General features: G+C 70.8%; 21 protein-coding genes. 4 read left to right on the top strand and 17 right to left on the bottom strand.

Annotated features, from left to right (window positions below; translation table 11 throughout):
* Positions 1-12: 12 nt before the first annotated feature.
* Both EV684_RS17790 and EV684_RS17785 read left to right on the top strand, forming a co-directional pair.
* A complete protein-coding gene (locus EV684_RS17790) occupies positions 13-1,170 on the top strand; it encodes a ribonucleotide-diphosphate reductase subunit beta (RefSeq protein WP_132648637.1) in 1,158 nt (385 codons plus the stop codon).
* 256 nt (positions 1,171-1,426) lie between these two features.
* Complete coding sequence (locus tag EV684_RS17785; protein ID WP_132648636.1) at positions 1,427-1,999, top strand: histone; 573 nt, start codon at positions 1,427-1,429, stop codon at positions 1,997-1,999.
* An 82-nt stretch (positions 2,000-2,081) separates the two neighbouring features.
* On the opposite strand, the gene EV684_RS17780 is transcribed toward EV684_RS17785, so the two are convergent.
* The 15 genes from EV684_RS17780 to EV684_RS17710 all read right to left on the bottom strand — a co-directional run bounded on the left by EV684_RS17780 (position 2,082) and on the right by EV684_RS17710 (position 17,578).
* The gene (locus tag EV684_RS17780; protein WP_132648635.1) at positions 2,082-2,987 is read right to left on the bottom strand and encodes a carbohydrate kinase family protein; all 906 of its coding nucleotides are present in this window, start codon (positions 2,985-2,987) and stop codon (positions 2,082-2,084) included.
* 38 nt (positions 2,988-3,025) lie between these two features.
* Positions 3,026-4,030 (bottom strand): DUF3426 domain-containing protein, encoded by a 1,005-nt coding sequence (locus EV684_RS24070; RefSeq protein WP_165908528.1) that lies wholly within the window; start codon positions 4,028-4,030, stop codon positions 3,026-3,028.
* A 7-nt stretch (positions 4,031-4,037) separates the two neighbouring features.
* Complete coding sequence (gene prmA, locus EV684_RS17770) at positions 4,038-4,928, bottom strand: 50S ribosomal protein L11 methyltransferase (protein ID WP_165908532.1); 891 nt, start codon at positions 4,926-4,928, stop codon at positions 4,038-4,040.
* Positions 4,929-4,938: 10 nt separating this feature from the next.
* Positions 4,939-6,288 carry an acetyl-CoA carboxylase biotin carboxylase subunit gene (accC, locus tag EV684_RS17765; RefSeq protein WP_132648633.1) on the bottom strand — a complete coding sequence of 450 codons (1,350 nt, stop codon included), beginning with the start codon at positions 6,286-6,288 and terminating at the stop codon, positions 4,939-4,941.
* A gap of 11 nt (positions 6,289-6,299) precedes the next feature.
* Positions 6,300-6,755, bottom strand: a complete 456-nt coding sequence (gene accB, locus EV684_RS17760; protein WP_132648632.1) for an acetyl-CoA carboxylase biotin carboxyl carrier protein — start codon at positions 6,753-6,755, stop codon at positions 6,300-6,302.
* Positions 6,756-7,032: 277 nt separating this feature from the next.
* Positions 7,033-7,527: a TlpA family protein disulfide reductase gene (locus EV684_RS17755; protein ID WP_132648631.1), complete on the bottom strand. Its 495-nt coding sequence runs from the start codon at positions 7,525-7,527 to the stop codon at positions 7,033-7,035.
* Complete coding sequence (locus tag EV684_RS17750; RefSeq protein ID WP_132648630.1) at positions 7,524-8,120, bottom strand: hypothetical protein; 597 nt, start codon at positions 8,118-8,120, stop codon at positions 7,524-7,526. Before EV684_RS17750 ends, EV684_RS17755 begins: the two co-directional genes overlap by 4 nt.
* Before the next feature lie 67 nt (positions 8,121-8,187).
* Complete coding sequence (gene mtgA, locus EV684_RS17745) at positions 8,188-8,904, bottom strand: monofunctional biosynthetic peptidoglycan transglycosylase (protein WP_132648629.1); 717 nt, start codon at positions 8,902-8,904, stop codon at positions 8,188-8,190.
* On the bottom strand, positions 8,901-9,746 hold the full coding sequence (gene aroE, locus EV684_RS17740; RefSeq protein ID WP_132648628.1) for a shikimate dehydrogenase: 846 nt from the start codon (positions 9,744-9,746) through the stop codon (positions 8,901-8,903). Before aroE ends, mtgA begins: the two co-directional genes overlap by 4 nt.
* A gap of 4 nt (positions 9,747-9,750) precedes the next feature.
* Complete coding sequence (locus EV684_RS17735; RefSeq protein WP_200222311.1) at positions 9,751-10,632, bottom strand: energy transducer TonB; 882 nt, start codon at positions 10,630-10,632, stop codon at positions 9,751-9,753.
* Positions 10,619-12,634, bottom strand: coding sequence for a ribonuclease catalytic domain-containing protein (locus EV684_RS17730; protein ID WP_132648627.1), 2,016 nt, complete (start codon positions 12,632-12,634; stop codon positions 10,619-10,621). The genes EV684_RS17735 and EV684_RS17730 overlap by 14 nt, the downstream gene beginning before the upstream one ends.
* A gap of 246 nt (positions 12,635-12,880) precedes the next feature.
* Positions 12,881-13,591 (bottom strand): beta-ketoacyl-ACP reductase, encoded by a 711-nt coding sequence (locus tag EV684_RS17725; protein WP_132648626.1) that lies wholly within the window; start codon positions 13,589-13,591, stop codon positions 12,881-12,883.
* On the bottom strand, positions 13,582-14,172 hold the full coding sequence (locus tag EV684_RS17720) for a YqiA/YcfP family alpha/beta fold hydrolase (RefSeq protein WP_132648625.1): 591 nt from the start codon (positions 14,170-14,172) through the stop codon (positions 13,582-13,584). Before EV684_RS17720 ends, EV684_RS17725 begins: the two co-directional genes overlap by 10 nt.
* A complete protein-coding gene (gene mpl / locus EV684_RS17715; RefSeq protein WP_132648624.1) occupies positions 14,169-15,527 on the bottom strand; it encodes a UDP-N-acetylmuramate:L-alanyl-gamma-D-glutamyl-meso-diaminopimelate ligase in 1,359 nt (452 codons plus the stop codon). The genes EV684_RS17720 and mpl overlap by 4 nt, the downstream gene beginning before the upstream one ends.
* A 56-nt stretch (positions 15,528-15,583) precedes the next feature.
* Positions 15,584-17,578: an alpha/beta hydrolase family protein gene (locus EV684_RS17710; protein WP_132648623.1), complete on the bottom strand. Its 1,995-nt coding sequence runs from the start codon at positions 17,576-17,578 to the stop codon at positions 15,584-15,586.
* A gap of 165 nt (positions 17,579-17,743) precedes the next feature.
* Here EV684_RS17710 and EV684_RS17705 point away from each other — a divergent pair, with 165 nt between their 5' ends.
* Both EV684_RS17705 and EV684_RS17700 read left to right on the top strand, forming a co-directional pair.
* Positions 17,744-18,187 (top strand): hypothetical protein, encoded by a 444-nt coding sequence (locus tag EV684_RS17705; RefSeq protein ID WP_132648622.1) that lies wholly within the window; start codon positions 17,744-17,746, stop codon positions 18,185-18,187.
* Positions 18,188-18,236: 49 nt separating this feature from the next.
* Positions 18,237-18,704 carry a DUF6152 family protein gene (locus EV684_RS17700; RefSeq protein WP_132648621.1) on the top strand — a complete coding sequence of 156 codons (468 nt, stop codon included), beginning with the start codon at positions 18,237-18,239 and terminating at the stop codon, positions 18,702-18,704.
* A 49-nt stretch (positions 18,705-18,753) separates the two neighbouring features.
* Here the strand turns inward: EV684_RS17700 and hemL are convergent, their stop codons facing one another.
* Both hemL and thiD read right to left on the bottom strand, forming a co-directional pair.
* Positions 18,754-20,043: a glutamate-1-semialdehyde 2,1-aminomutase gene (gene hemL, locus EV684_RS17695; protein WP_132648620.1), complete on the bottom strand. Its 1,290-nt coding sequence runs from the start codon at positions 20,041-20,043 to the stop codon at positions 18,754-18,756.
* A gap of 13 nt (positions 20,044-20,056) precedes the next feature.
* Positions 20,057-21,013, bottom strand: coding sequence for a bifunctional hydroxymethylpyrimidine kinase/phosphomethylpyrimidine kinase (gene thiD / locus EV684_RS17690; RefSeq protein ID WP_132648619.1), 957 nt, complete (start codon positions 21,011-21,013; stop codon positions 20,057-20,059).
* Positions 21,014-21,224: the final 211 nt, after the last annotated feature.

The raw sequence follows: 21,224 nt of genomic DNA, 5'->3' as shown, positions 1-21,224 counted from the left end.
GGACGTCCACACATGCTGGTCTGGGAAGACGAAGTACGCAGCACCCCGGCGATCGCCCCCGTGGCGATGACGCCCCAGTCGGACACCGCCGCACGAATCGCCACGGCAACGAATGCCGAGCAGGCTTCGCGCCCTGCCACTGCGGCGAACACGCGTCGCGTCAACGTCGCCGACAAACGCATCATCAACGGCCAGACCGACGTGAACCAGCTGGTTCCGTTCAAGTACAAGTGGGCCTGGGAGAAGTACCTCGCCACCTGCGCCAACCACTGGATGCCGCAGGAAGTGAACATGAGCCGCGACATCGCGCTCTGGAAGGACCCGAACGGCCTGACCGACGACGAGCGCCGCATCGTCAAGCGCAACCTGGGTTTCTTCGTCACCGCCGACTCGCTGGCCGCCAACAACATCGTGCTCGGCACCTACCGGCACATCACCGCGCCCGAGTGCCGCCAGTTCCTGCTGCGCCAGGCCTTCGAGGAGGCGATCCACACCCACGCCTACCAGTACATCGTCGAGTCGCTGGGGCTGGACGAAGGCGAGATCTTCAACGCCTATCACGAGGTCGCGGCGATCCGCGACAAGGACGAGTTCCTGATCCCGTTCATCGACGCGATCATGGATCCGGCCTTCAGCACCGGCACGCCCGAAGCCGACCAGACCTTGCTCAAGAGCCTGATCGTCTTCGCCTGCCTGATGGAAGGCCTGTTCTTCTACGTCGGCTTCACGCAGATCCTGGCGCTGGGGCGGCAGAACAAGATGACCGGCGCCGCCGAGCAGTACCAGTACATCCTGCGCGACGAGTCGATGCACTGCAACTTCGGCATCGACCTGATCAACCAGATCAAGCTCGAGAACCCGCAGCTCTGGACGCCGTCGTTCAAGGCCGAGATCCGCGCGCTGTTCGAGCGGGCGGTCGAACTCGAATACCGCTACGCCGAGGACACGATGCCGCGCGGCGTGCTCGGCATGAACGCGTCGATGTTCAAGGGCTACCTGCGCTACATCGCCAACCGGCGCGCGACGCAGATCGGGCTGGAGGCGCTCTTCCCGAACGAGGAGAACCCGTTCCCCTGGATGAGCGAGATGATCGACCTGAAGAAGGAGCGCAACTTCTTCGAGACCCGCGTCATCGACTACCAGAGCGGTGGCGCTCTCTCATGGGATTGAGCGGAAGAAGCCGCTCCTCGAACCCGGCGGGCCACGGCCCGCTGCCGTCGCACGGTGCCTTCGCGGGGCCCGTGCGACGTTTCACATCCGCGGTCCGGGAGCAGCGCCGCCAGACGCGCCGCCCCGTGGCCGCCACCCCATTCGTCGTACCGGGGCGAGTGCCCGGCTTCAGCCGGGCGTCAGAACGCCGGACGACGGATTGCCGTGCCGCTCATGACGGCGCGGTGCTCTTTGCAACTTGATCAAGGAGATCGTGATGGCAACTGCGAAGAAGGCGCCGGCCAAGAAGGCTGCGCCGGCAAAGAAGGCGGCTCCGGCCAAGAAGGTCGTGGCTGAGAAGAAGGCCGCTGCGCCGGCCAAGAAGGCTGCGCCGGCGAAGAAGGCCGCCGCGGTCAAGAAGGCGGCGGCGCCCGCCAAGAAGGCGGCCCCGGCGAAGAAGGCCGCGGCGCCGGCCAAGAAGGCGGCCCCGGCGAAGAAGGCTGCCGTGCCGGCCAAGAAGGCGGCTCCGGCGAAGAAGGCTGCGGCGCCGGCCAAGAAGGCGGCCCCGGCGAAGAAGGCCGCGGCGCCGGCCAAGAAGGCGGCTCCGGCGAAGAAGGCTGCCGTGCCGGCCAAGAAGGCGGCTCCGGCGAAGAAGGCTGCAGCCCCGGCCAAGAAGGCGGCGGCCCCGGCGAAGAAGGCCGCGGCGCCGGCCAAGAAGGCCGCTCCGGCGAAGAAGGCGGCGGCCAAGAAGGCCGAGCCTGCGCCTGCTGCCGCTGCCCCGGCAGCCGCCGCGAAGACGACGCTGAGCCCCGCGGCCGCCTGGCCGTTCCCGACCGGCAACAAGCCCTGACGAAGAACCGGCCGCTCGAGGCGGCCGGTGTTCTTCTGGAGCCCGGCCTTGGCCGGGCTTTTTCATGCCTGCGTCGCGGGCTTCAGAGGCCCAGCGCGGCGCGGTCGACGACGTGGTTCTGGCCGCCGCGCGAGGCGATCTTCAGCGCGCCGACGCGGTTGCCCAGCGCCGCGCAGCGCTCCAGGTCCCAGCCGCGCTCCAGGCCGTAGAGCAGGGCGGCGCGGAAGGAGTCGCCGCAGCCGGTGGGGTCGACGATGCCGGCCGCCGCGACGCCCGGGACCTCGCGGCGCTCGCCGTCGGTCCAGATCTCGCAGCCGCGTTCGCCCAGCGTGACGACGACGCCCTTCAGGCCCAGGCGCGACAGGCCGGCGAGGTCGGTGCCGATGCGTTCGCAGAGGATGCGGCCTTCGTAGTCGTTGACCGCGACCCAGCTCGCGATCTCGACCATGCGGCGCAGCGCCGGGCCGTCGAACATCGGCAGCTGCTGGCCCGGGTCGAAGATGAACGGGATGCCGGCGGCGTGCATCTGCTCGGCGTGTTCGCCCATCGCCTCGCGGCCGTCGGGCGAGATGATGCCGATCTTCAGGTCGGCACGCGCCGGCACCTGGGCCAGGTGCGCGTTCTGCATCGCGCCCGGGTGGAAGGCGGTGATCTGGTTGTTCTGGACGTCGGTGATGATCATCGCCTGCGCCGTGTACGCGCTCTCGTCGACCCTCACCAGCGAGGTGTCGGCGCCCCAGCCCTTCATGCGCGCCAGGTAGTCGGCGCCGTCGCTGCCGAGCGCGGCCATGACGACCGCCTCGCCGCCCAGCGCCTGCAGCGTGTACGCGATGTTGCCGGCGCAGCCGCCGAACTCGCGCCGCAGCGTCGGCACCAGGAACGACAGATTCAGGATGTGCATCTGCTCGGGCAGGATCTGCTCGGCGAAGCGGCCAGGGTAGGTCGTGATGGTGTCGAAGGCGAGCGAACCGCAGATCAGCGCGGGCATAGGGAACTCCGGGGATGGCGCGCGACCGGCGCGCGGGGTCAGGGGTAGAAGATCTCGATCGTATAGCCCGCCACCGGCTTGCCGGCGGCCGTCAGCGTGACCTGGATCTGCATTTCGGCCGCCGGTGCCACGGCCTGTGCGGAGATGCCGGCTTCGGCGGGCGTGAGAACCCTGCGTGCGATCGTGCCGCCGCGGCTGTCCGACAGCGTCAGGTCCAGCGACGGCACCGCCAGCGGCAGCGCCGAGCGGTTGCGCAGCAGCACCTGCAACTGGTACATCGCCGTGCCTTCGACGCGCACCAGGCCGCTGCTCTCGACGCTCAGGCCTTCGATGGAACGTGGTGCCCCGATCGTGCAGGCCGGCGCCTGGCACAGCGCCTCGAACACCGGGCGTGCGCCGGGCCAGCGTGCGACGACGAGATCGCGGTACTCGTAGGCCGCCTGGGCGAACAAGGAGACGCCGGCAAGCGCGCAGGCCGCGGCCAGCAGGGCGCGCACCCGAGGTTGGCGCCAGCGTTCGCGGCGTTCGGCGTGGCGCAGGAAGGCAGGTTGGGGCTCGGGTGCCGGTGCCGCCGCGGCGGCCGGCGCCACGGGCGGCGGTGGATCAAACGGCAGTTCGGCCTCGGGCGCGCGCAGCGGCCCGTCGCCGGGAGCCGGCTCCGGCGTCCGGGCCGACGTCGCGGACGGCGGCAGGTCCCAGGCGGGGCCGGGATCGTCGGGTTCGCGTTCCAGCAGCACGGTCTCGGCATGGCCGTCTTCGGCTGCGTCGTCGCGCGACGGCGTGGCGGCCAGCGGCGGCGGCGGGAACTCTATCCCGCCGTCCCGGGCGGGGTGCTGCCCGGGCCCTGGCCCGGGTTCGTCAGCCGAGGGCTCGTGCTGCGGCGGCGGGCCCGGTGTCTCGACGTCGAGGTCGACGAGGTTCTGGATGGCGTTGAAGACCTCGCCGCAGCGGCCGCAACGAACCCAGCCGTCGGAGACCCGAAGCTGGTCCTGCACCACACGGAAAACGGTACCGCAGGACGGGCACCGGGCGGCGAGCGTCATGCGCCGATCATGCCATGCGCGATGCCGTCATCAGGATCCAGCCGTCCTCGCGGTCGCTCACTTCGAGCGTCAGGAACGGGGCGTAGGCCGCCTTCAGCTCGTCGGCCTGGCGCTCCAGGATGCCGGCCAGCACCAGCGAGCCGCCCGGCGCGACGAAGCCGGCCAGCAGCGGCGCCAGCAGCTTCAGCGGCGTGGCCAGGATGTTGGCCAGCACCAGCGGATACACGCCACCGGCCGCGTCCGGCAGGCCCGGGGTCAGCGTCACGCCGTTGGCCACGGCGTTGGCGCAGGTCGAGTCGACGGCGGCCGGGTCGATGTCGACCGCGTCGACCGCCGCCGCGCCGTGCAGCGCCGCGGCGATGGCCAGGATGCCCGAGCCGCAGCCGTAGTCGAGCACGCGGCTCCAGGGCTGGGCGTGGGCGGCGATCCAGCGCAGGCACATGCGCGTCGTCGGGTGCGTGCCGGTGCCGAAGGCCAGCCCCGGGTCGAGCCGGATCACGCGCTCGGCGGTCGCCGGCGGTTCGTGCCAGCTCGGCACGATCCAGAAGCTGGGCGTGATCTCGACCGGGCCGAACTGCGCCTGCGTGATGCGCACCCAGTCCTGCTCGGCCACCGGCTCCAGCGCCTGCAGCGACAGGCCCTCGGTCCAGTCCTGGGCCAGCAGCAGCGTCGCGGCGCGTTCGGCGGCGGCCTCGTCCTCGAACAAGGCGCGCAGCGTCGAGCGGTCCCAGCCCGGGCGCGGCGCCGGCATGCCCGGCTCGCCGAACAGCGCCTGCTCGGCCTCGGTGCCGGCGTCGGCGTCCTCGACCGAGACCGACAGCGCGTCCAGGTCGTCGGACAGCGCGTCGGAGACAGTTTCCACCAGCGCCTCGGGGGCGCGCAGGACCAGTTCAAACATCATCAGCGGATCATCGCTTGTGTTGCGCGAGCCAGCCTTCGAGATAGTGGATGCTGGTGCCGCCTTCGATGAACTTGGCGTCCAGCATCAGCTCGCGGTGCAGCGGGATGTTGGTCTGGATGCCCTCGACCACCGTCTCGCTGAGCGCGCTGCGCATGCGCGCCAGCGCCTGCTCGCGCGTGTCGCCGTGCACGATGACCTTGCCGATCATCGAGTCGTAGTTCGGCGGCACGTAGTAGTTCGTGTAGGCGTGCGAGTCGACACGCACGCCCGGGCCGCCCGGCGGGTGCCACATCGTCACGCGGCCCGGCGAGGGCGTGAACTTGTACGGGTCCTCGGCGTTGATGCGGCATTCGATCGCGTGGCCGCGCAGCTGGATGTTGCGCTGGGCGAACGGCAGCTTCTCGCCGGCGGCGATGCGGATCTGCATCTGCACGATGTCGATGCCGGTCACGAGCTCGGTCACCGGGTGCTCGACCTGCACCCGCGTGTTCATCTCGATGAAATAGAACTCGCCGTTCTCGTAGAGGAACTCGAAGGTGCCCGCGCCGCGGTAGCCGATCTTCTTGCAGGCCGCAGCGCAGCGCTCGCCGACGCGCTCGACGATGCGCCGCGGGATGTTCGGCGCCGGCGCCTCCTCGATGACCTTCTGGTGGCGCCGCTGCATCGAGCAGTCGCGCTCGCCCAGCCACACCGCGTTGCGGTAGTTGTCGGCCAGGATCTGGATCTCCACGTGGCGTGGGTTCTCCAGGAACTTCTCCATGTACACGGCCGGGTTGCCGAAGGCGGCGCCGGCTTCGGTGCGTGTCGTCTGCACGGCGTTGAGCAGCGCGGCTTCGGTGTGCACGACCCGCATGCCACGGCCGCCGCCGCCGCCGGCGGCCTTGATGATCACCGGGTAGCCGATGGCGCGCGCCTGGCGGATGATCTCCTTCGGGTCCTCGGGCAGTGCGCCTTCGGTGCCGGGCACGCAGGGCACGCCGTTCTTGATCATCGCCTGCTTGGCCGACACCTTGTCGCCCATCATGCGGATCGCCTCGGGCGTCGGGCCGATGAAGACGAAGCCGCTCTTCTCCACACGTTCGGCGAAGTCGGCGTTCTCGCTCAGGAAGCCGTAGCCGGGGTGGATCGCCTCGGCGTCCGTCACCTCGGCCGTCGAGATGATCGCCGGCATGTTGAGGTAGCTCTGGGCCGACGGCGCCGGGCCGATGCACACCGCCTCGTCGGCGAGCTTGACGTACTTGGCCTCGCGATCCGCCTCGGAATAGACGACGACCGACTTGATGCCCATCTCGCGACAGGCCCGCTGGATGCGCAGGGCGATCTCGCCCCGGTTCGCAATGAGGATCTTCTTGAACACGGCGGTCGCGCTTACTCGACGATGAACAGCGGCTGGCCGAACTCGACCGGCTGGCCGTTCTCGCACAGGATGCGCAGGATGCGGCCGGAGCAGTCGGCTTCGATCTCGTTCATGATCTTCATCGCCTCGATGATGCAGACCGCCTCGCCTTCCTTGATCTGCTGGCCGACGTCGGCAAACGGCTTGGCGCCCGGGCTGGCGGCGCGATAGAAGGTGCCGACCATCGGCGACTTGATGACCTTGCCTGCGGGCTCGGCCGGGGCGGCCGGTTCGGCGGCAGCCGGCGCGGTCGTGGCGGCCGGCGCGGCTGCGGGGGCCGCCGGCGCGGCGGCGACCGGGGCCATCGCGACCGTCGCGACGCCACCCTTGACGATTCGGACCTTGCCCTCGGCTTCGGTGATCTCGAGTTCGGAAATGTTCGACTCGGAAACGAGGTCGATGAGCGTCTTGAGCTTTCTCAGGTCCATGTCGGTCCTCTTCTGACGGAGCGGGGGTGTCCCGCGCGGTAACTTGGGTGATCGGCGTAGCCTGAACCCGTGTCGGGCCCGGCTGGCTGCGGCCGGTCAATAAGTCTGGTCGATCGGCGCGCTTCTGAAGCCTATTTTGCAGAACTGCAAACCCCTGCCGTTCTGATGATCGGGGCAGGCCGCCTTGCGGAAAGGGCGCACTCTACGCCAAATTCGTTGCAGATGGAGGCAAATTGTCGAAGATCGGCCTTTGCTGACCGCTTGAACGGGTGCCGGATCAGTCGAGCCAGGACTCGAGCTCGGTGTCGCTGGTCTCGCCGAACTTGTGCCGCACCTGACGCCCCGAGGGCGCCATCAGGACCGTGTACGGCAGCCCGCTGCCCGGATTGCCGAGCTGCTGGGACAGCCCGACGCCGGCAAAACCGGCGACGACGATCGGATAGGAGACCGGGCTGCGCTCGAGGAACCGGCGCACCGGCTCGGCTTGATCGACGGCAATTCCGAGCAAGGTGATGTCGGGCCGCCGCCGCTGCAGCCGGTCCAGTGCCGGCATCTCCTGGACGCAGGGCGGGCACCACGGCGCCCAGAAGTTGACGATCAGCGGGCGGCCGCGAAGCTCGGCCAGCGCCAGTTCGCTGCCGTCCGGACGCGGGTAGCGCGCGGCCCACAGCGCTTCGTCGCCTGGCGTGAGCCGGCGGCTCTCGAACCAGCGCCAGCCGACACCGGCGCCGACGCCGCCGACCGCGGCGGCCAGCAGGGCGCGCCGGATCATGCGCCGTCCTCCGCCAGCACACGCTCCAGCGCCGCCAGGTCGCCGCGCCAGCTGCGCCCGCGCGCGTCGGGTTTCAGCGCACCGCGCAGCGCGTCGTGTTCGTTGACGACGAGATGCAGCGTGACGATCTCGCCCAGCTCGGCGTTGCGGCTGCCGACGATCAGCACCGAGGTCTCGGGCGCGCCCGGGCGCTCGATGCTGGCGACGTCGTAGTCGACGCCGGCGTTGATCAGCGCGATCTCGGCAGCCTTGGAGTCGTCGCAGTACAGGTCGATCAGCACGGCCGAACGCCGTGTCGCGGTCCCGCGCCAGACGGCGCCGGCCAGATGCGGGCGGAACTCCGCCAGCCGCCGCATCCAGAGGCGTGCTGTGTCGCGCAGCGCGCGCAGTTCGGCCGGCTGGGTGTCGGCGCAGAACAGCTCGAGATAGGCGCGGACCTCGTCCTCGACTTCTTCGTTGCTAGGCAGCTCGCCGGCGCGCCCGCCGCGGCGGCCCAGGTCGCGCGCCGCCTTGCGTTTGGCGGCGGCGTACTCCAGGCCGTCCTCGACGACCAGGCGCGCGGCGGCGGCGGCGATCTCGGCCTGCAGGCTCACTGGGGCACCCTTAGTCCTGCGGCCGGTCCCGCCAGGCGGCAATGAGCCCCGGACAATTCCTGCGGGCTCATGGCAGCTCCACCGCGCCCATGCGCGCGACGATGGTCTGCGCGCGCCCGGCGACGTAGCCCGAGTTCGGGCGTTTCTCGAAACGTTTGGGCGCCGGCAGCATCACCGCCAGCCGCGCCGCCTGCATCGCCGTCATGCGCTGGGCGTCGACGCGGAAGTAGTGGCGCGCGGCGGCCTGCGCGCCGAACACGCCTTCGCCCCATTCGACGTTGTTCAGATAGATCTCCAGGATGCGCTGCTTGGACAGGAAGGTCTCCAGCATCATCGTGATCGCCAGTTCCTGCGCTTTGCGCAGGGCTGTTCGTTCGCCCGACAGCAGCAGGTTCTTGGCCAGCTGCTGCGTGATCGTCGAGCCACCGACGATCTTCGCGGTCTTCGCCCGGCCGGCCTCGAGGCGCGCCACGGAGCGCTGGTTGCGCTCCCAGGCCTGCTCGATCGCGTCCCATTCGACGCCCGAGTGCTCGGCGAAGCCGGCGTCCTCGCTGGCGATGACGGCGCGCTGGATGTGGGTGCCCAGGCGTTCGCGCGGCACCCAGTCCTGCGTCCAGTCGATGCGGTGCTGCTCGACGAGCAGCCGCCAGGCTTCGCTGCGCTGGAAGGCGGTGGACTGTGGATCGAACACCGCCATCGCCGCCACACGCAGCGCGAAGAAGGCCTGCAGCGCCAGGCCGCAGACGACAACGAGCACGGCCAGTCGCCAGGCGTGGCGCTTCACGCCTTGGCCTCCACACGCGCGCGCAGCGCGGCCAGCACCGGCGCGGTGTCGGGGCGCACCCCGCGCCAGAACCAGAAGGCTTCGGCCGCCTGCTCGACCAGCATGCCCAGCCCGTCGCGTGCGCGGGCGCCGGCGCCGCGCGCCCAGGCGAGGAAGGGTTCGGCGGCCGGCCCGTACATCAGGTCGACGGCCAGCGCGCCCGGCGCCAGCACCGACGCCGGCACCGGCACGGCCGAGCCGGCCAGGCTGCTGGCGCTGGCGTTGAGCACGATGTCGTAGCCGGTGCCGGGGGCGTCCAGCCCGCCGGCGGCGAGCGTGCAGCCGTGTCCGGCGGCGAGCGCGGCGTGTCGCACCACCAGCGCGGCGGCGCGCTCGGGGCTGCGGTTGACGACGGTGATGGCGGCCGCCCGGGCCTCGATCAGCGGCCCCAGCACGCCGGCGGCGGCGCCGCCGGCGCCGACCAGCAGCACACGCCGCCCGGCGACCGGCTGGCCGGCGTGCAGCTCCAGGTCGCGCACCAGGCCGATGCCGTCGCTGTTGTCGGCGCTCCAGCCGTCGGCGTCGAAGCGCAGCACGTTGGCCGCCTCGGCCAGCGCGGCGCGCGGCGTCACGCGGGCGGCCAGCCGCGGGGCCTCGAACTTGAACGGCACGGTGACGTTGCAGCCGCGGGCGCCGCCGGCGGCGAAGGCGCGCAGCGTGGCCTCGAAGCCGTCGAGCGGGCATTCGACGCGGCCGTAGTCGACGGCCTCGCCGGTCTGGCGCGCGAACTCGGCGTGGATGAAGGGCGACTGGCTGTGCGCCACCGGGTGGCCGAGCACGGCGTAGCGGTCGGATGCGGGCATGGTGTCAGCGGGCGAGCGGGATCGTTTCCAGGCCTTCCTCGCGCGTGAAGCGGAAACGCGAGGTGACGACGATCTGGTCGGCCTGGCGGCGCATCGCAGCGGTGAAGGGGCCGAACGGCGCGGCGGCGCGCACGATGGCCATGGCCTGCTGGTCGAGCACGCGCGACGGGCTGGGCCGCACGATCTCGGTGTCGACGACGCGGCCGGCGGCGTCGACGGTGACGTTCATCACCAGCTCGCCGTAGAGCTTGACGCCGTTGCGTTCGGGGAAGTTGCGCGTGCCGCGGTCCTCGATGCGCCGGCGCAGCAGGTCGTAGTACAGCGCGTAGACCTCTTCGCGCGTGGCCGGGCTGATGTAGCGCTTGCGCGGCCGCGCGTTCTCTTCGTTGATGCGCTTCTCGATCTCGGCGAGCATCTGCAGCAGCTGGCGGCGGTGCTGCTCACGCTCGCGTTCCTGCGGGTCGCCGGTGTCGCGTCGCGGGTCCGGCGGCGGCAGCGCGGCCAGCTCGCGCCGCAGCTGGGCCAGCAACTGCTGCTGCTGCTCCTGCAGGTCCTCGATGCGCCGGCGTGCCTCGTCGGCGGCGTCGCCGGCCTGGGTGCGCGGCGCACGCGGCAGCGGCGAGGTCGCGCGGCCACGTGCCGCATCGCCGCCGCCGGCCAGCCGGACCTGGGCGATGGCCTGGGCCTCGGCGGGCTCCTCGTTGGAACGCGCGTTGACGAGGATGACCTCCAGCGGCGTGTCGCGGAACACGCGGTTGAAAGCCTCCGGGTCGACGAAACGCACCGTCAGCAGCACCGCGTGCAGGCCCACGGACACCAGCAGCGCTGCCTGCAGCGCCGTCAGCCTGGCCAGCAGCGCCGGCAGCGACAGCTTAAGCGGCAGCATCTCCGGCAGGGGCGTCGTTGACGTCGATGGCCAGCGTCAGCGGGCCGACGGCCTCGGCCTCGTCGTCGACTTCGGCCACCGCTTCGGGCGGCTCGTCCTCGATGCGCGCGACGAGCGTGGCGTGCAGGTCCAGCGTCAGCAGGTCGATGCCGGCGACACGCGCACGCAGCCGTGCGCCGCGCGGCCAGTCCTCGGTGCCGGGCACGCGGAACACCAGCGGCAGCGTCTCGGCGCGCACCAGCCCGCCCTTCATCACCGCGGCCTCGAGCTCGGTGACGCCGTTCTGCTCGATCCAGCGCAGCGTCCAGAAACGTTCGACGCCGTGCTGGAAGTCGTTGTAGGCCGAGTAGGCGGCGTCGAAGCCCGAGATGATCGAGAACAGCGACGCGTCCTTGGGCCGGAACGGCGCGGCCAGCGCCGCGGTGCGGCCGTGGCGTGCGCAGGCGATGATCTGCCACTGGTTCACGAGGTCGACGTAGCGCCGCAGCGGCGACGTGGCCCAGGTGTACTGCGCCACGCCCATGCCGGCGTGCGGCGCCGGCTTGGTGCCCATGCGCACCTTGATGCCCGGCAGCAGGCTGGCCTGGCTGCGGTAGATGCCGGGCACGCCACATTCGGCCAGCCAGCCGCCCCAGCGGCTGTTGGCCAGGATCATCGCCTCGGAGACGATCAGGTCCAGCGGCGCGCCGCGCCGGCGCGTCGTGATCTGCACGCGTTCGCTGCCGTCGGGTTCGGCCGCGTTGCCTTCGAGGCGGAAGTTGTAGTCCGGCCGGTTGAAGTTCTCGGGTTTGCCGCGCACGACCTCGCGCGCCGCCTTCAGCGCCTTCGCGAAGCGCCAGCAGAAAGCCAGTTCGGCGGCGAAGGCGTAGTCGGCCGGCGCCTCGCCGGCGAGCGTCGCCTCGGTGATGACGTCGTCGAGCTGGTCGTGGCGCAGGTTGGCGGCGATCGGCACGCGTTCGAGCTTCGTCTCGACCGCGCGGACCTCGAACGTGGCCTCGTCGACCGTCGCGTACAGGCTGACGGCGGGGCAGTCGCGGCCTTCGATCAGCGTGTAGGCCTGCACGACCTCGTCGGGCAGCATCGTGATCTTCCAGCCCGGCATGTAGACGGTGGACAGGCGGTCGCGCGCGACCTTGTCGACCGGCGACTCGGGCTGGATCGCCAGCCCCGGTGCGGCGATGTGGATGCCGAAGACCACGGTGCCCGTGCCCAGGCCCTGCACCGACAGCGCGTCGTCGATCTCGGTCGTCTGCGAGTCGTCGATCGAGAAGGCCTGCACGGCGGCCAGCGGCAGCTCTTCCTTGATCGCCGGCGCGGCCAGCGCCGGGAAACCCGTGCCCTGCGGGAAGACCTCGAAGAGGAAACGCCGCCAGTGGAACTGGTAGGGGCTGTCGATCGCGCCGGCGTCCTTCAGCAGGTCCAGCGGCGCGCGCTGGCTGCGCCGGGCGGCCTCGACGACGGCCTTGTACTCGGGCGCGTTCTTGTCGGGCTTGAAGAGGATCCGGTAGAGCTGCTCGCGCACCGGCGGCGGGCACTGGCCGGCAGCGATCTCGCCGGCCCAGGCCTCGATCTGCGCGGCGATCTGCTTCTTGCGCTCGATGCCCAGCAGCGCGGCCTTCACCGTCTCCTCGGGCGCCTTGCGGAACAGCCCCTTGCCGAGGCGGCGGAAGTAGTGCGGCGCCTCGAACAGGCGGAACAGCGCCGCGGCCTGCTTGTCCGTGCCGGCCGAGGCCTCGAAGTAGTCGCGCGCCAGGTCGGCGAAGCTGAACTCGCCCTCGGGCGCGAACTCCCAGGCGAGGTCGAGGTCGATCTCCGCCGCCAGCGCCTGCGCCTGGCCGATCAGCTCGGCCGGGGCCGGCTTCTCGAAGCGCAGCAGCACGTTGGCCGCCTTCACCTTCACGCGTTTGCCGGAATCGAGCTCGATCTGCATCGAGCTCTCGGCTTCGGACATCACGCGGCCGGCGTGGAATTTCCCGGCGTCGTCGAACAGGGCATAAGTCACCGGGCGATTGTCCACCAGCGGCCGGGGCGCCGGGCTCGCCGGATCGCCGGGTTTCGATCGGTGTCATGTCCTGTGTGCACGGGCTGGCCCTCGGCGTTGCTGCCGCACAGGCGGGCCACGGCCACCGGGCGGCCGGCTCGCTCCATGTCCCCCGGCCGGGCTGCGCCCGGCCTCCTCCTAATACTTGCGCGATCCGGCCGCCCGGCGTCGCGCCTCCGCTTGCGCGAAAACCGTGCGTGTGGCCCGCTACACCGTCATCCCGCCCGAGACCTCGAGCACCGCGCCGTTGACGTAGCTGGCCTCGTCGCTGGCCAGGAAGGCGTAGACGGCGGCGATTTCCTCCGGCCGGCCCAGGCGCTGCAGCGGCACCTGAGCGCGCATGTGCTCCAGCACCTTGGCCGGGATCGTCTCCAGGATCGGCGTGGCGACGAAACCCGGCGCGACGGCGTTGACGCGCACGCCCTTGGGGCCGAGCTCGCGGCTCCAGGTCTTGGTGAAGCCGATGACACCGAACTTGGACGCGGCGTAGTTGGTCTGGCCGAAGTTGCCGTAGATGCCGACGACGCTGCTGGCGTTGAGGATCACACCCGAACCCTGCTCGATCATCAGCGGCGCCACCGCCTGCGCGCAGTGGAAGACGCCGCGCAGGTTGACGTCGATGACGGCGTCGAACTGTTCCTCGGTCATCTTCACCAGGCGCGCGTCGCGCGTGATGCCGGCGTTGTTGACCAGCACGTCGATGCGGCCGTGTTTCGCCTTCACCGCGGCGACCATCGCGTCGACCTGGGCACGCACCGTGACGTCGACGGCCAAGCTCTCGGCGGCGCCGGGCACGGTGTCGGCGTGCCGGTCGCAGGCGACGACGACGGCACCTTCGGCGGCGAACTTGGCGACGGTGGCCGCGCCGATGCCTTGCGCCGCGCCGGTGACGATGCAGACCTTGTCCTTCAATCGCATAGCCGCAGGAACCTCAGCAGGTGGGGAAGGTGGTCGTCGAAATCGGACAGCGCGTGGTCGCTGCCCTCGACGAGGCGGATCGTCGCGCCGGCATAACGCGCGTGCATCTCGCGCCAGTCCAGCAGTTCGTCGCCGGTGGCGACGACGGCGAAATAGCGCTCGGGCCGGCTGATCGCCGCCGGCCGCAGCGCACGCAGCTCGTCGACGTACTCGGGCAGGAAGTAGAAGCTCTCTTCGGGCGCGTGGTACTGCCGGTTCTCGCCGATGTACGCGGCCAGGTCGCGTGCCGGATCGACGGCGGGGTTCAGCACCCCGGCGGCCCAGCCACGGGCTTCGGCGACCGCGGTCGTGTAGAAGCCGCCGAGCGAGCTGCCGACGACGGCTGAGGTCACCGGCCAGTCGGCCGTGCCGTCCAGCACCAGCGCCAGCGCGGCGCGCGGCGACGGCGGCAGCTGCGGGCACCAGAGCCTGACCTCGGGCCGGTGTTCGGCCAGCCAGGCGGCGACGCGCCTGGCCTTGGCCGACTGCGGCGACGAGCGGAAGCCGTGCAGGTACAGCAGGTGCGTCGGCGCGCCGCTCACGAGCGGCCCTGCAGCGCGGCCAGCAGCTGGGCGTGGATGCCGCCGAAGCCGCCGTTGCTCATGCAGACCACGTGGTCGCCCGGGCGCGCGTTGCGCACGATGGCGGCCACCAGCGCGTCCACCGTGTCGGCCGTCGCCCCTCTGGGGCCCAGCGGCGCCAGCGCTTCCTTGACGCTCCAGCCCCAGTCGCCCTGCAGGCCGAAGGCGAGGTCGGCGTCTTCCAGCGCCCAGGGCAGCTGGGCCTTCATCGTGCCGAGCTTCATCGTGTTCGAGCGCGGCTCGAAGACGGCGAGGATGCGCCCCGCGCCGACCTTGCGGCGCAGGCCGTCGATCGTCGTGCGCATCGCCGTCGGGTGGTGGGCGAAGTCGTCGTAGACCTTGACGCCGCCGGCCTCGCCGCGCAGTTCGAGCCGCCGGCGCACGTTCTGGAACGTCGCCAGCGCGGCCGCCGCGGCCTCGGGCGCGACACCGGCGTGTTCGGCCGCGGCGATCGCGGCCAGCGCGTTGAGCTGGTTGTGCTCGCCCAGCAGCGCCCAGTCGACGCGGCCGATCTTCAGGCTGCCGCGCAGCACGTCGAAGGCGTGCGGCTCGCCGCGTGCGCGCAGTGCGCCGGGCTCCTCGCGTTTCGGGCCGAAACGCTGCACCTCGCTCCAGCAGCCGCGCTGCAGCACCCGCTGCAGCGCCTCGTCGCGTGCGTTGACGACGATGCGGCCGCTGCCCGGCACGGTGCGCACCAGGTGGTGGAACTGGGTCTCGATCGCTGCCAGGTCCGGGAAGATGTCGGCGTGGTCGTGTTCGAGGTTGTTCAGGATCGCGGTGCGCGGCCGGTAGTGCACGAACTTGCTGCGTTTGTCGAACAGCGCGGTGTCGTACTCGTCGGCCTCGATGACGAAGAACCTGCCGCCGCCCAGGCGCGCCGAGACGCCGAAGTTCAGCGGCACGCCGCCGACCAGGAAGCCCGGCTCCAGCCCGGCCTGCTCCAGGATCCAGGCCAGCATCGAGGTCGTCGTCGTCTTGCCGTGGGTGCCGGCGACGGCCAGCACGTGGCGGCCGAAGAGCACGTTCTCGGCCAGCCACTGCGGCCCGCTGGTGTAGGCGGCGCCGGCGTCGAGGATGGCTTCCATCAGCGCATTGCCGCGCGTGACGACGTTGCCGACGACGAAGACGTCGGGTTTCAGCGCCAGCTGCTCGGCGCCGAACCCTTCGATCAGCTCGATGCCGAGCGAGCGCAGCTGGTCGCTCATCGGCGGGTAGACGTTGGCGTCGCAGCCGGTCACGCGGTGGCCGGCTTCGCGGGCGAGGGCGGCGATGCCACCCATGAAGGTGCCGCAGATGCCGAGGATGTGGAGGTGCATCCGGGCATTCTAGGCAGCCGGCCCAGGGGGGCCGGCTGCGGGTTGGCGCCTGGGCGTCAGGGTTTCAGCACGCGGTCGATGAAGGCCGCGCTGCGGTCGGCGAAGTCGGCGATGTTCTTCACCTCGATGAAGCTGTGGTACTCGTCGGGGTAGTCCACGCGCTCGATCTTCACCCCGGCCTTGCGCGCGGCGGCTTCGAAGTCGTCGGCGTGTTCCTTGGGCACGCGGCGGTCGCGTCCGCCCTGCACCAGCAGTACCGGCACCTTGATGTCGGCGGCACGGGCCACCGGCGAGTTCTCGCGCAGCATCGCGGCGTCCTTGTCGGGGTCGCCGACGAGCCTGGGCATGCTGTAGAGCAGCGAGTTGCGCGTGGCGTCGGCGCGTGCGCTGGTGAACATCAGCTGGATGTCGGTGACGCCGTTGACGCTGACCGCGCAGCGGTAGGCGTCCGGATGCTTCACCGGGCCCATCAGCGCCGCGTAGCCGCCGTAGCTGCCGCCGAAGATGCAGACGCGCTTGGCGTCGATCAGGCCTTCCTTGGCGGCCCATTGCACCGAGTCGGCCAGGTCGTCCTGCATCGACTGGCCCCACTGTTTGATGCTGGCGTTGAAGGCGCGCCTGCCGTAGCCGGTGGTGCCGCGGAAGTTGGGCTCGATGACGCGGTAGCCGCGGCTGGCGAAGAACTGCGCGAAGCCGGACCAGCTGCGGTCCGAACCCTCGGCCCAGGGCCCGCCGTGCACGACGACGATGGCCGGCAGCGCCTCCTTGCCGTCATGGCCGGCCGGGTGCGTGACCACCACCGACAGCGGCAGGCCGTCGCGCGCCTGGGTCCAGTGGAAGCTGCGCCGGCCCTGCCTGGACGGGTCGATCCACGGCCGCATCGAGCCGATCGGCGACAGCGACTTCTTCTCGTGGTCGTAGAGGATGAACTCGCCCGGCAGCTTGTCGGTCTGCGAGAACACGACGTAGAAGCGCGAGCTCTCGCAGCGGCCGCAGGCGATGGTGTTGAAGCGCTCGGGCAGCGCCAGGTCGACCGATTTCTGGATCGCCGTCATGCGCTCGCTGAACCACACCGTCATCGGGCGTCCCGCGGTCAGCTGGGCGCCGACGACGCGGCCCGCCCGCTTGTCGACGATGGCGGACTCGATGTCGTAGCGCGCGACGCGCAGCAGCGGCTCCGGGTCCACCTTGCCCGTCAGGGTGTCCAGCACGTGCAGGCCGCTGGTGTCGCCACCGACCGAGGACTGGACGATCAGCTCGTGGTCGTTCTCGAACTGCACCGGCGACAGCGTGTCGTCGGCCAGCAGATCGCGGTCCCAGAGGGTCTTCCATTCGTCCTGCGGCGAGCGGCGTGTCAGCAGCCGGTCGCGGCCCTGGGTCCGTGTGCGGATCGCGCGCATCGTCCCTTGGCGGTCGAACTCCCATTCGATGCCGTTGTACGAGGCGTCGGTGCCCGCCGTCAGCGCCTGCAGGACGCCGGTCTTCGAGTCGACGCGGCCCAGGCGCCTGCCGATCGGGTCGCGGAGGGCGTCGTAGATGACCTCCTCCAGGATGACGTCGTCGCTGCCGTCGTCCAGCGTGTCGTGCAGGGACCAGTTGTAGGGCAGCACGCGCGAACGCACGCGTGACTCGGTCACGTTGTTGCCCAGGCGACGCGAAGTCAGCATCACCTCGTCGGCGCCGTCGTGATCGATGGCGAAGATGCCGCTGCCGTCCTCGCGCATGTCGGTGCGCGGCTCGGTGACGCGGAACACGAGCCGCTGATCGTTGACCCAGTTGACATCGGTCACGTGCGCCGTGGGATACGACTGCAGCACACGCGGCGGCTGGGTCGGCGGCAGGTCCATCACGGCCAGAGCCTCGAAACCCTCGTCGTTCTTCACGACCAGGGCGAGGCGGTTGCCCGAAGGCGACAGCTTCGCGGACGCGAACTTCGGCGGGTTGAAATAGCCCGCGGTGTCGCTGGCGGCCGTCGCCGGCACCGTCGCGCCGAGCAGCAACGCTGCGGCCAGACCGGCGCCCCAGCGGCGCACGGTGAATTGCAATGACATGAAGACTCCCCTCGGTGGGCCGGTTTACCGATCCGGCTCGCCAGCGAGTCTAGGCCGGCGCATCGCCGTTGCCGCGACCCGCCTCAAGGATCGTCACCCCGGAACAGGCGGGGCGGCAGGGCGTGCCGCGGCGCCGGATGCCGTGCGCGCTGCTACGCTGCGCCGATGGAGCCCGCCGTCCCCGCATCAGCGTTCGGCTGGATCGCGACCAGCGCCTGGGCCTACCCGGCGCTCGAAGCGCTGCACATCGCCGGCATCGGCCTGCTGGTGGGCAGCCTGGTGGTGCTGGAACTGCGCCTCTGGGGCCTGGCGCACGAGATTCCGGTCCGCCCGCTGGCGCGTGTGGCGCTGGGCACCACCCTCGGCGGCTTCGCCGTCGCGGCGGCCAGCGGCCTGCTGATGTTCGCTTCGGCCCCGGGCGATCTGCTGGCCAACCGCGCCTTCTTGCTCAAGCTGGCGCTCATCACGCTGGCCGGGCTGAACGCGGTCTGGTTCCACGCGCGTGACGGCCTCGGACGCCTGGATCGCCGTGCGCGCTGGCAGACCGTGGTCTCGCTGGGGCTTTGGGCGGCGGTCATCGGCTGCGGACGCTGGATCGCCTACGTTTGAGCCGGCGCGCGTGCGCGCGGATCCGGGTTCCAGCCGACAGGAGTTCGACATGCAACGACGTCTCTTCGTCGCCGCGGGCGCTTTTGTCGCGCTGCGTCCGGCGTACGCCCATCACGGCTGGAGCGGTTTCGACACCACGAAGCCGCTGTGGCTGGAAGGCCGCGCACTGCGCGTGGCCTGGCGCAACCCGCACGCCGAATTCGAGCTGCAGCCGGCCGGCGATCTGCGTGTGCCCGAGGATCTGGCGCGCCGCCGGCTACCCGCGCAGACGAGCGCGGTGGACGGCCCGGGGCTGCTGGCCGAGGCGCGGGTGCCCGAGCGGCGCGCCGCGATGTGGCGCGTCGAACTCGCGCCGCTGTCGCGCCTGCAGGCCTGGCAGGTCGAGGAGATCAAACCCGGCGACTCGGTCGCGGTGCTCGGCTACACGACGAGCACGCCGCGCGACGAGCCGGTGCTGCGCGCCGAGTACCTGTTCGTCGGCGACAAGGTCTACGGCCTGCGCTCGTCGCCGGCCTGATCGAATAAACGGCCGCCCGCAGGCGGCCGTTCCGTCAGCTGACGGCGATTCAGCCGCGCAGCGCCTCCAGCGCCGCCGCCTTCGTCGCCGCCAGGTCGGCGTCGGTGTGCGCGGCGCTGACGAAGCCGGCTTCGTACATCGCCGGCGCCAGGTACACGCCGCGGTCCAGCATGCCGTGGAAGAAGCGGTTGAAACGCTCCTTGTCGGTGGCCATCACCTCGGTGTAGTTCTGCGGCAGCCTGTCGGCGAAGAAGAAGCCGAACATGCCGCCTTCGCTGTCGGTGACGATCGGCACGCCCGCCTCGCGGCCGGCGTCGGCGATGCCCTGGACCATCTTCTGCGTCTTGGCCGCCAGCGCCTCGTAGAAGCCGGGCTTGGTGATCTCGGCCAGCGTCGCCAGGCCGCAGGCCGTGGCCACCGGGTTGCCCGACAGCGTGCCGGCCTGGTAGACCGGGCCCAGCGGCGCGAGCTGCTTCATCACGTCCTTCTTGCCGCCGAAGGCCGCCAGCGGCATGCCGCCGCCGATGACCTTGCCGAAGACCGTCATGTCGGGCTCGAAGCCGGGGATCAGCTTGGCGTAGACGCTCTGCGCGCCGCCCAGCGCGACGCGGAAGCCCGTCATCACCTCGTCGAAGACCAGCAGCGCGCCGTGCTTGCTGCACAGCTCGCGCAGCTTGGTCACGAACGGCACCGAGGCGCGCACGAAGTTCATGTTGCCGGCGATCGCCTCCAGCATCACGCAGGCGATCTCGCCGCCCTGGGCGGCAAAGGTCTCCTCGAGCTGCTCGACGTTGTTGTATTCGAGCACCAGCGTGTGCTGCACGACCTCGGCCGGCACGCCGGCGGAGGTCGGGTGGCCGAAGGTCGCCAGGCCCGAGCCGGCCTTGACCAGCAGCGCGTCGGCGTGGCCGTGGTAGCAGCCCTCGAACTTGATGATCTTGCTGCGGCCGGTGACGCCGCGCGCCAGGCGCAGCGTGCTCATGCCGGCTTCGGTGCCGCTGGAGACCAGGCGCACCTGCTCGATGCTCGGCACCTGGGCGATGATGGCTTCGGCGAGTTCGATCTCGCGCTCGGTCGGCGCGCCGAAGCTGAAGCCTTCGAGCAGCGCCTTCTGCACCGCTTCGAGCACCGCCGGGTGGCCGTGGCCGAGGATCATCGGGCCCCAGGAGCCGATGTAGTCGATGTAGCGCTTGTCCTCGGCGTCCCAGATGTAGGCGCCCTGGGCGCGCGAGATGAAACGCGGCGTGCCGCCGACGGCGCGGAAGGCGCGCACGGGCGAGTTGACGCCGCCGGGAATGACGGCCTGGGCGCGGGCGAAAAGCTGTTCGTTGGTGGTCATCGAGAAGAGTGTTTCAGTGCACGCGCCGCGGGGCGCCTTGGGTCTTGGGATCGTCGAAACCGGGATCCGGCTCGTCGGGGCCGGGTTCGGGCTCGCCGTCCTCGGCCGGCGGCAATGCCCAGAAGAAGCGGTCGGGCACGACGTTGCCCATGCCGGGGCGGAAACCCGCGTCCAGGCTCTGGTCGAGGAAGGACAGGGCTTCGCCCACTGCCGCCTGCAGCTCGCTGCCGGCGGCCAGGAGTGCGGCCAGGGCCGCGGACAGCGTGTCGCCCGCGCCGACGAACGCGGTTTCGAAACGCTCGAACTTCTCGCCGGTCAGTGCGCCCTGCGGCGACGCCAGCACGTTGTCGATGTACTGCTCGTGCCCCTTGCTGGCCAGCATCACGCCGGTGACGAGCACGTAGCGTGTGCCGTGTTCGCCGGCGGCGACGGCAAGCTCGCGCGCCGACGGCGGCCGCTCGCTGTCCCAGTCGGGCAGCAGGAAGTCCTGCAGCGTCTTGTGGCTGCCCACCAGCACCTCGGTGGCCGGCAGGATCAGCTCGCGGAAGGCGTCCAGGTAGGGCTGCAGCTGCTCCTCGTCGAGCCAGGACAGGCCGGGCAGGTAGGCCACCAGCGGCACGTCGGCGTAGTCCGAGAGCACCTCGGCGACGGCGCTCACCGTCTCGGCGTTGCCCAGGAAGCCGACCTTCCAGCCGGAGATCGTGACGTCCTCGAGGATGGTGCGCGCCTGCTCGACGACGGCGTCGTCGTCGATTTCGTGGTGATCGAAGACCTCGGCCGTGTCACGCATCACGATCGAGGTCACGACGGGCAGCGCGTGCGCGCCCATCGCCGCTATCGTCGAGACGTCGCCGGCCAGCCCGCCGGCACCACTGGGATCGCTGGCGTTGAAGCTGATCACGCACGCCGGCGGCGGCGGCTCCTGCGCGGGATCCTGCAGCTCCGTGGCGGGGTGGGGGTCGGGGGTCATCTCGGTGCCTTTGCCTGCGCGTGTCCGGTGGGTGTCCAGAACCTCGAGCGAAGCCTGAAGAATGGTGCGTATGTCCTCACAAATCCTTGATTTTTCTTGGATATGCGTGACTACAATCGTCCTGATTAGCAACGTGCCTCAGCAGTCTCACGCAGTGAGCCAGTGAACTTCTACGCTGGCAGCACCGCTCACGAGGAGACGCTGATGGCGA

It is taken from the genome of Rubrivivax gelatinosus (genome assembly GCF_004340905.1).
In the GTDB taxonomy this organism is placed as follows: Bacteria; Pseudomonadota; Gammaproteobacteria; order Burkholderiales; family Burkholderiaceae_C; genus Rubrivivax; species Rubrivivax gelatinosus.
This window is presented reverse-complemented; position numbering and strand designations above follow the sequence as displayed.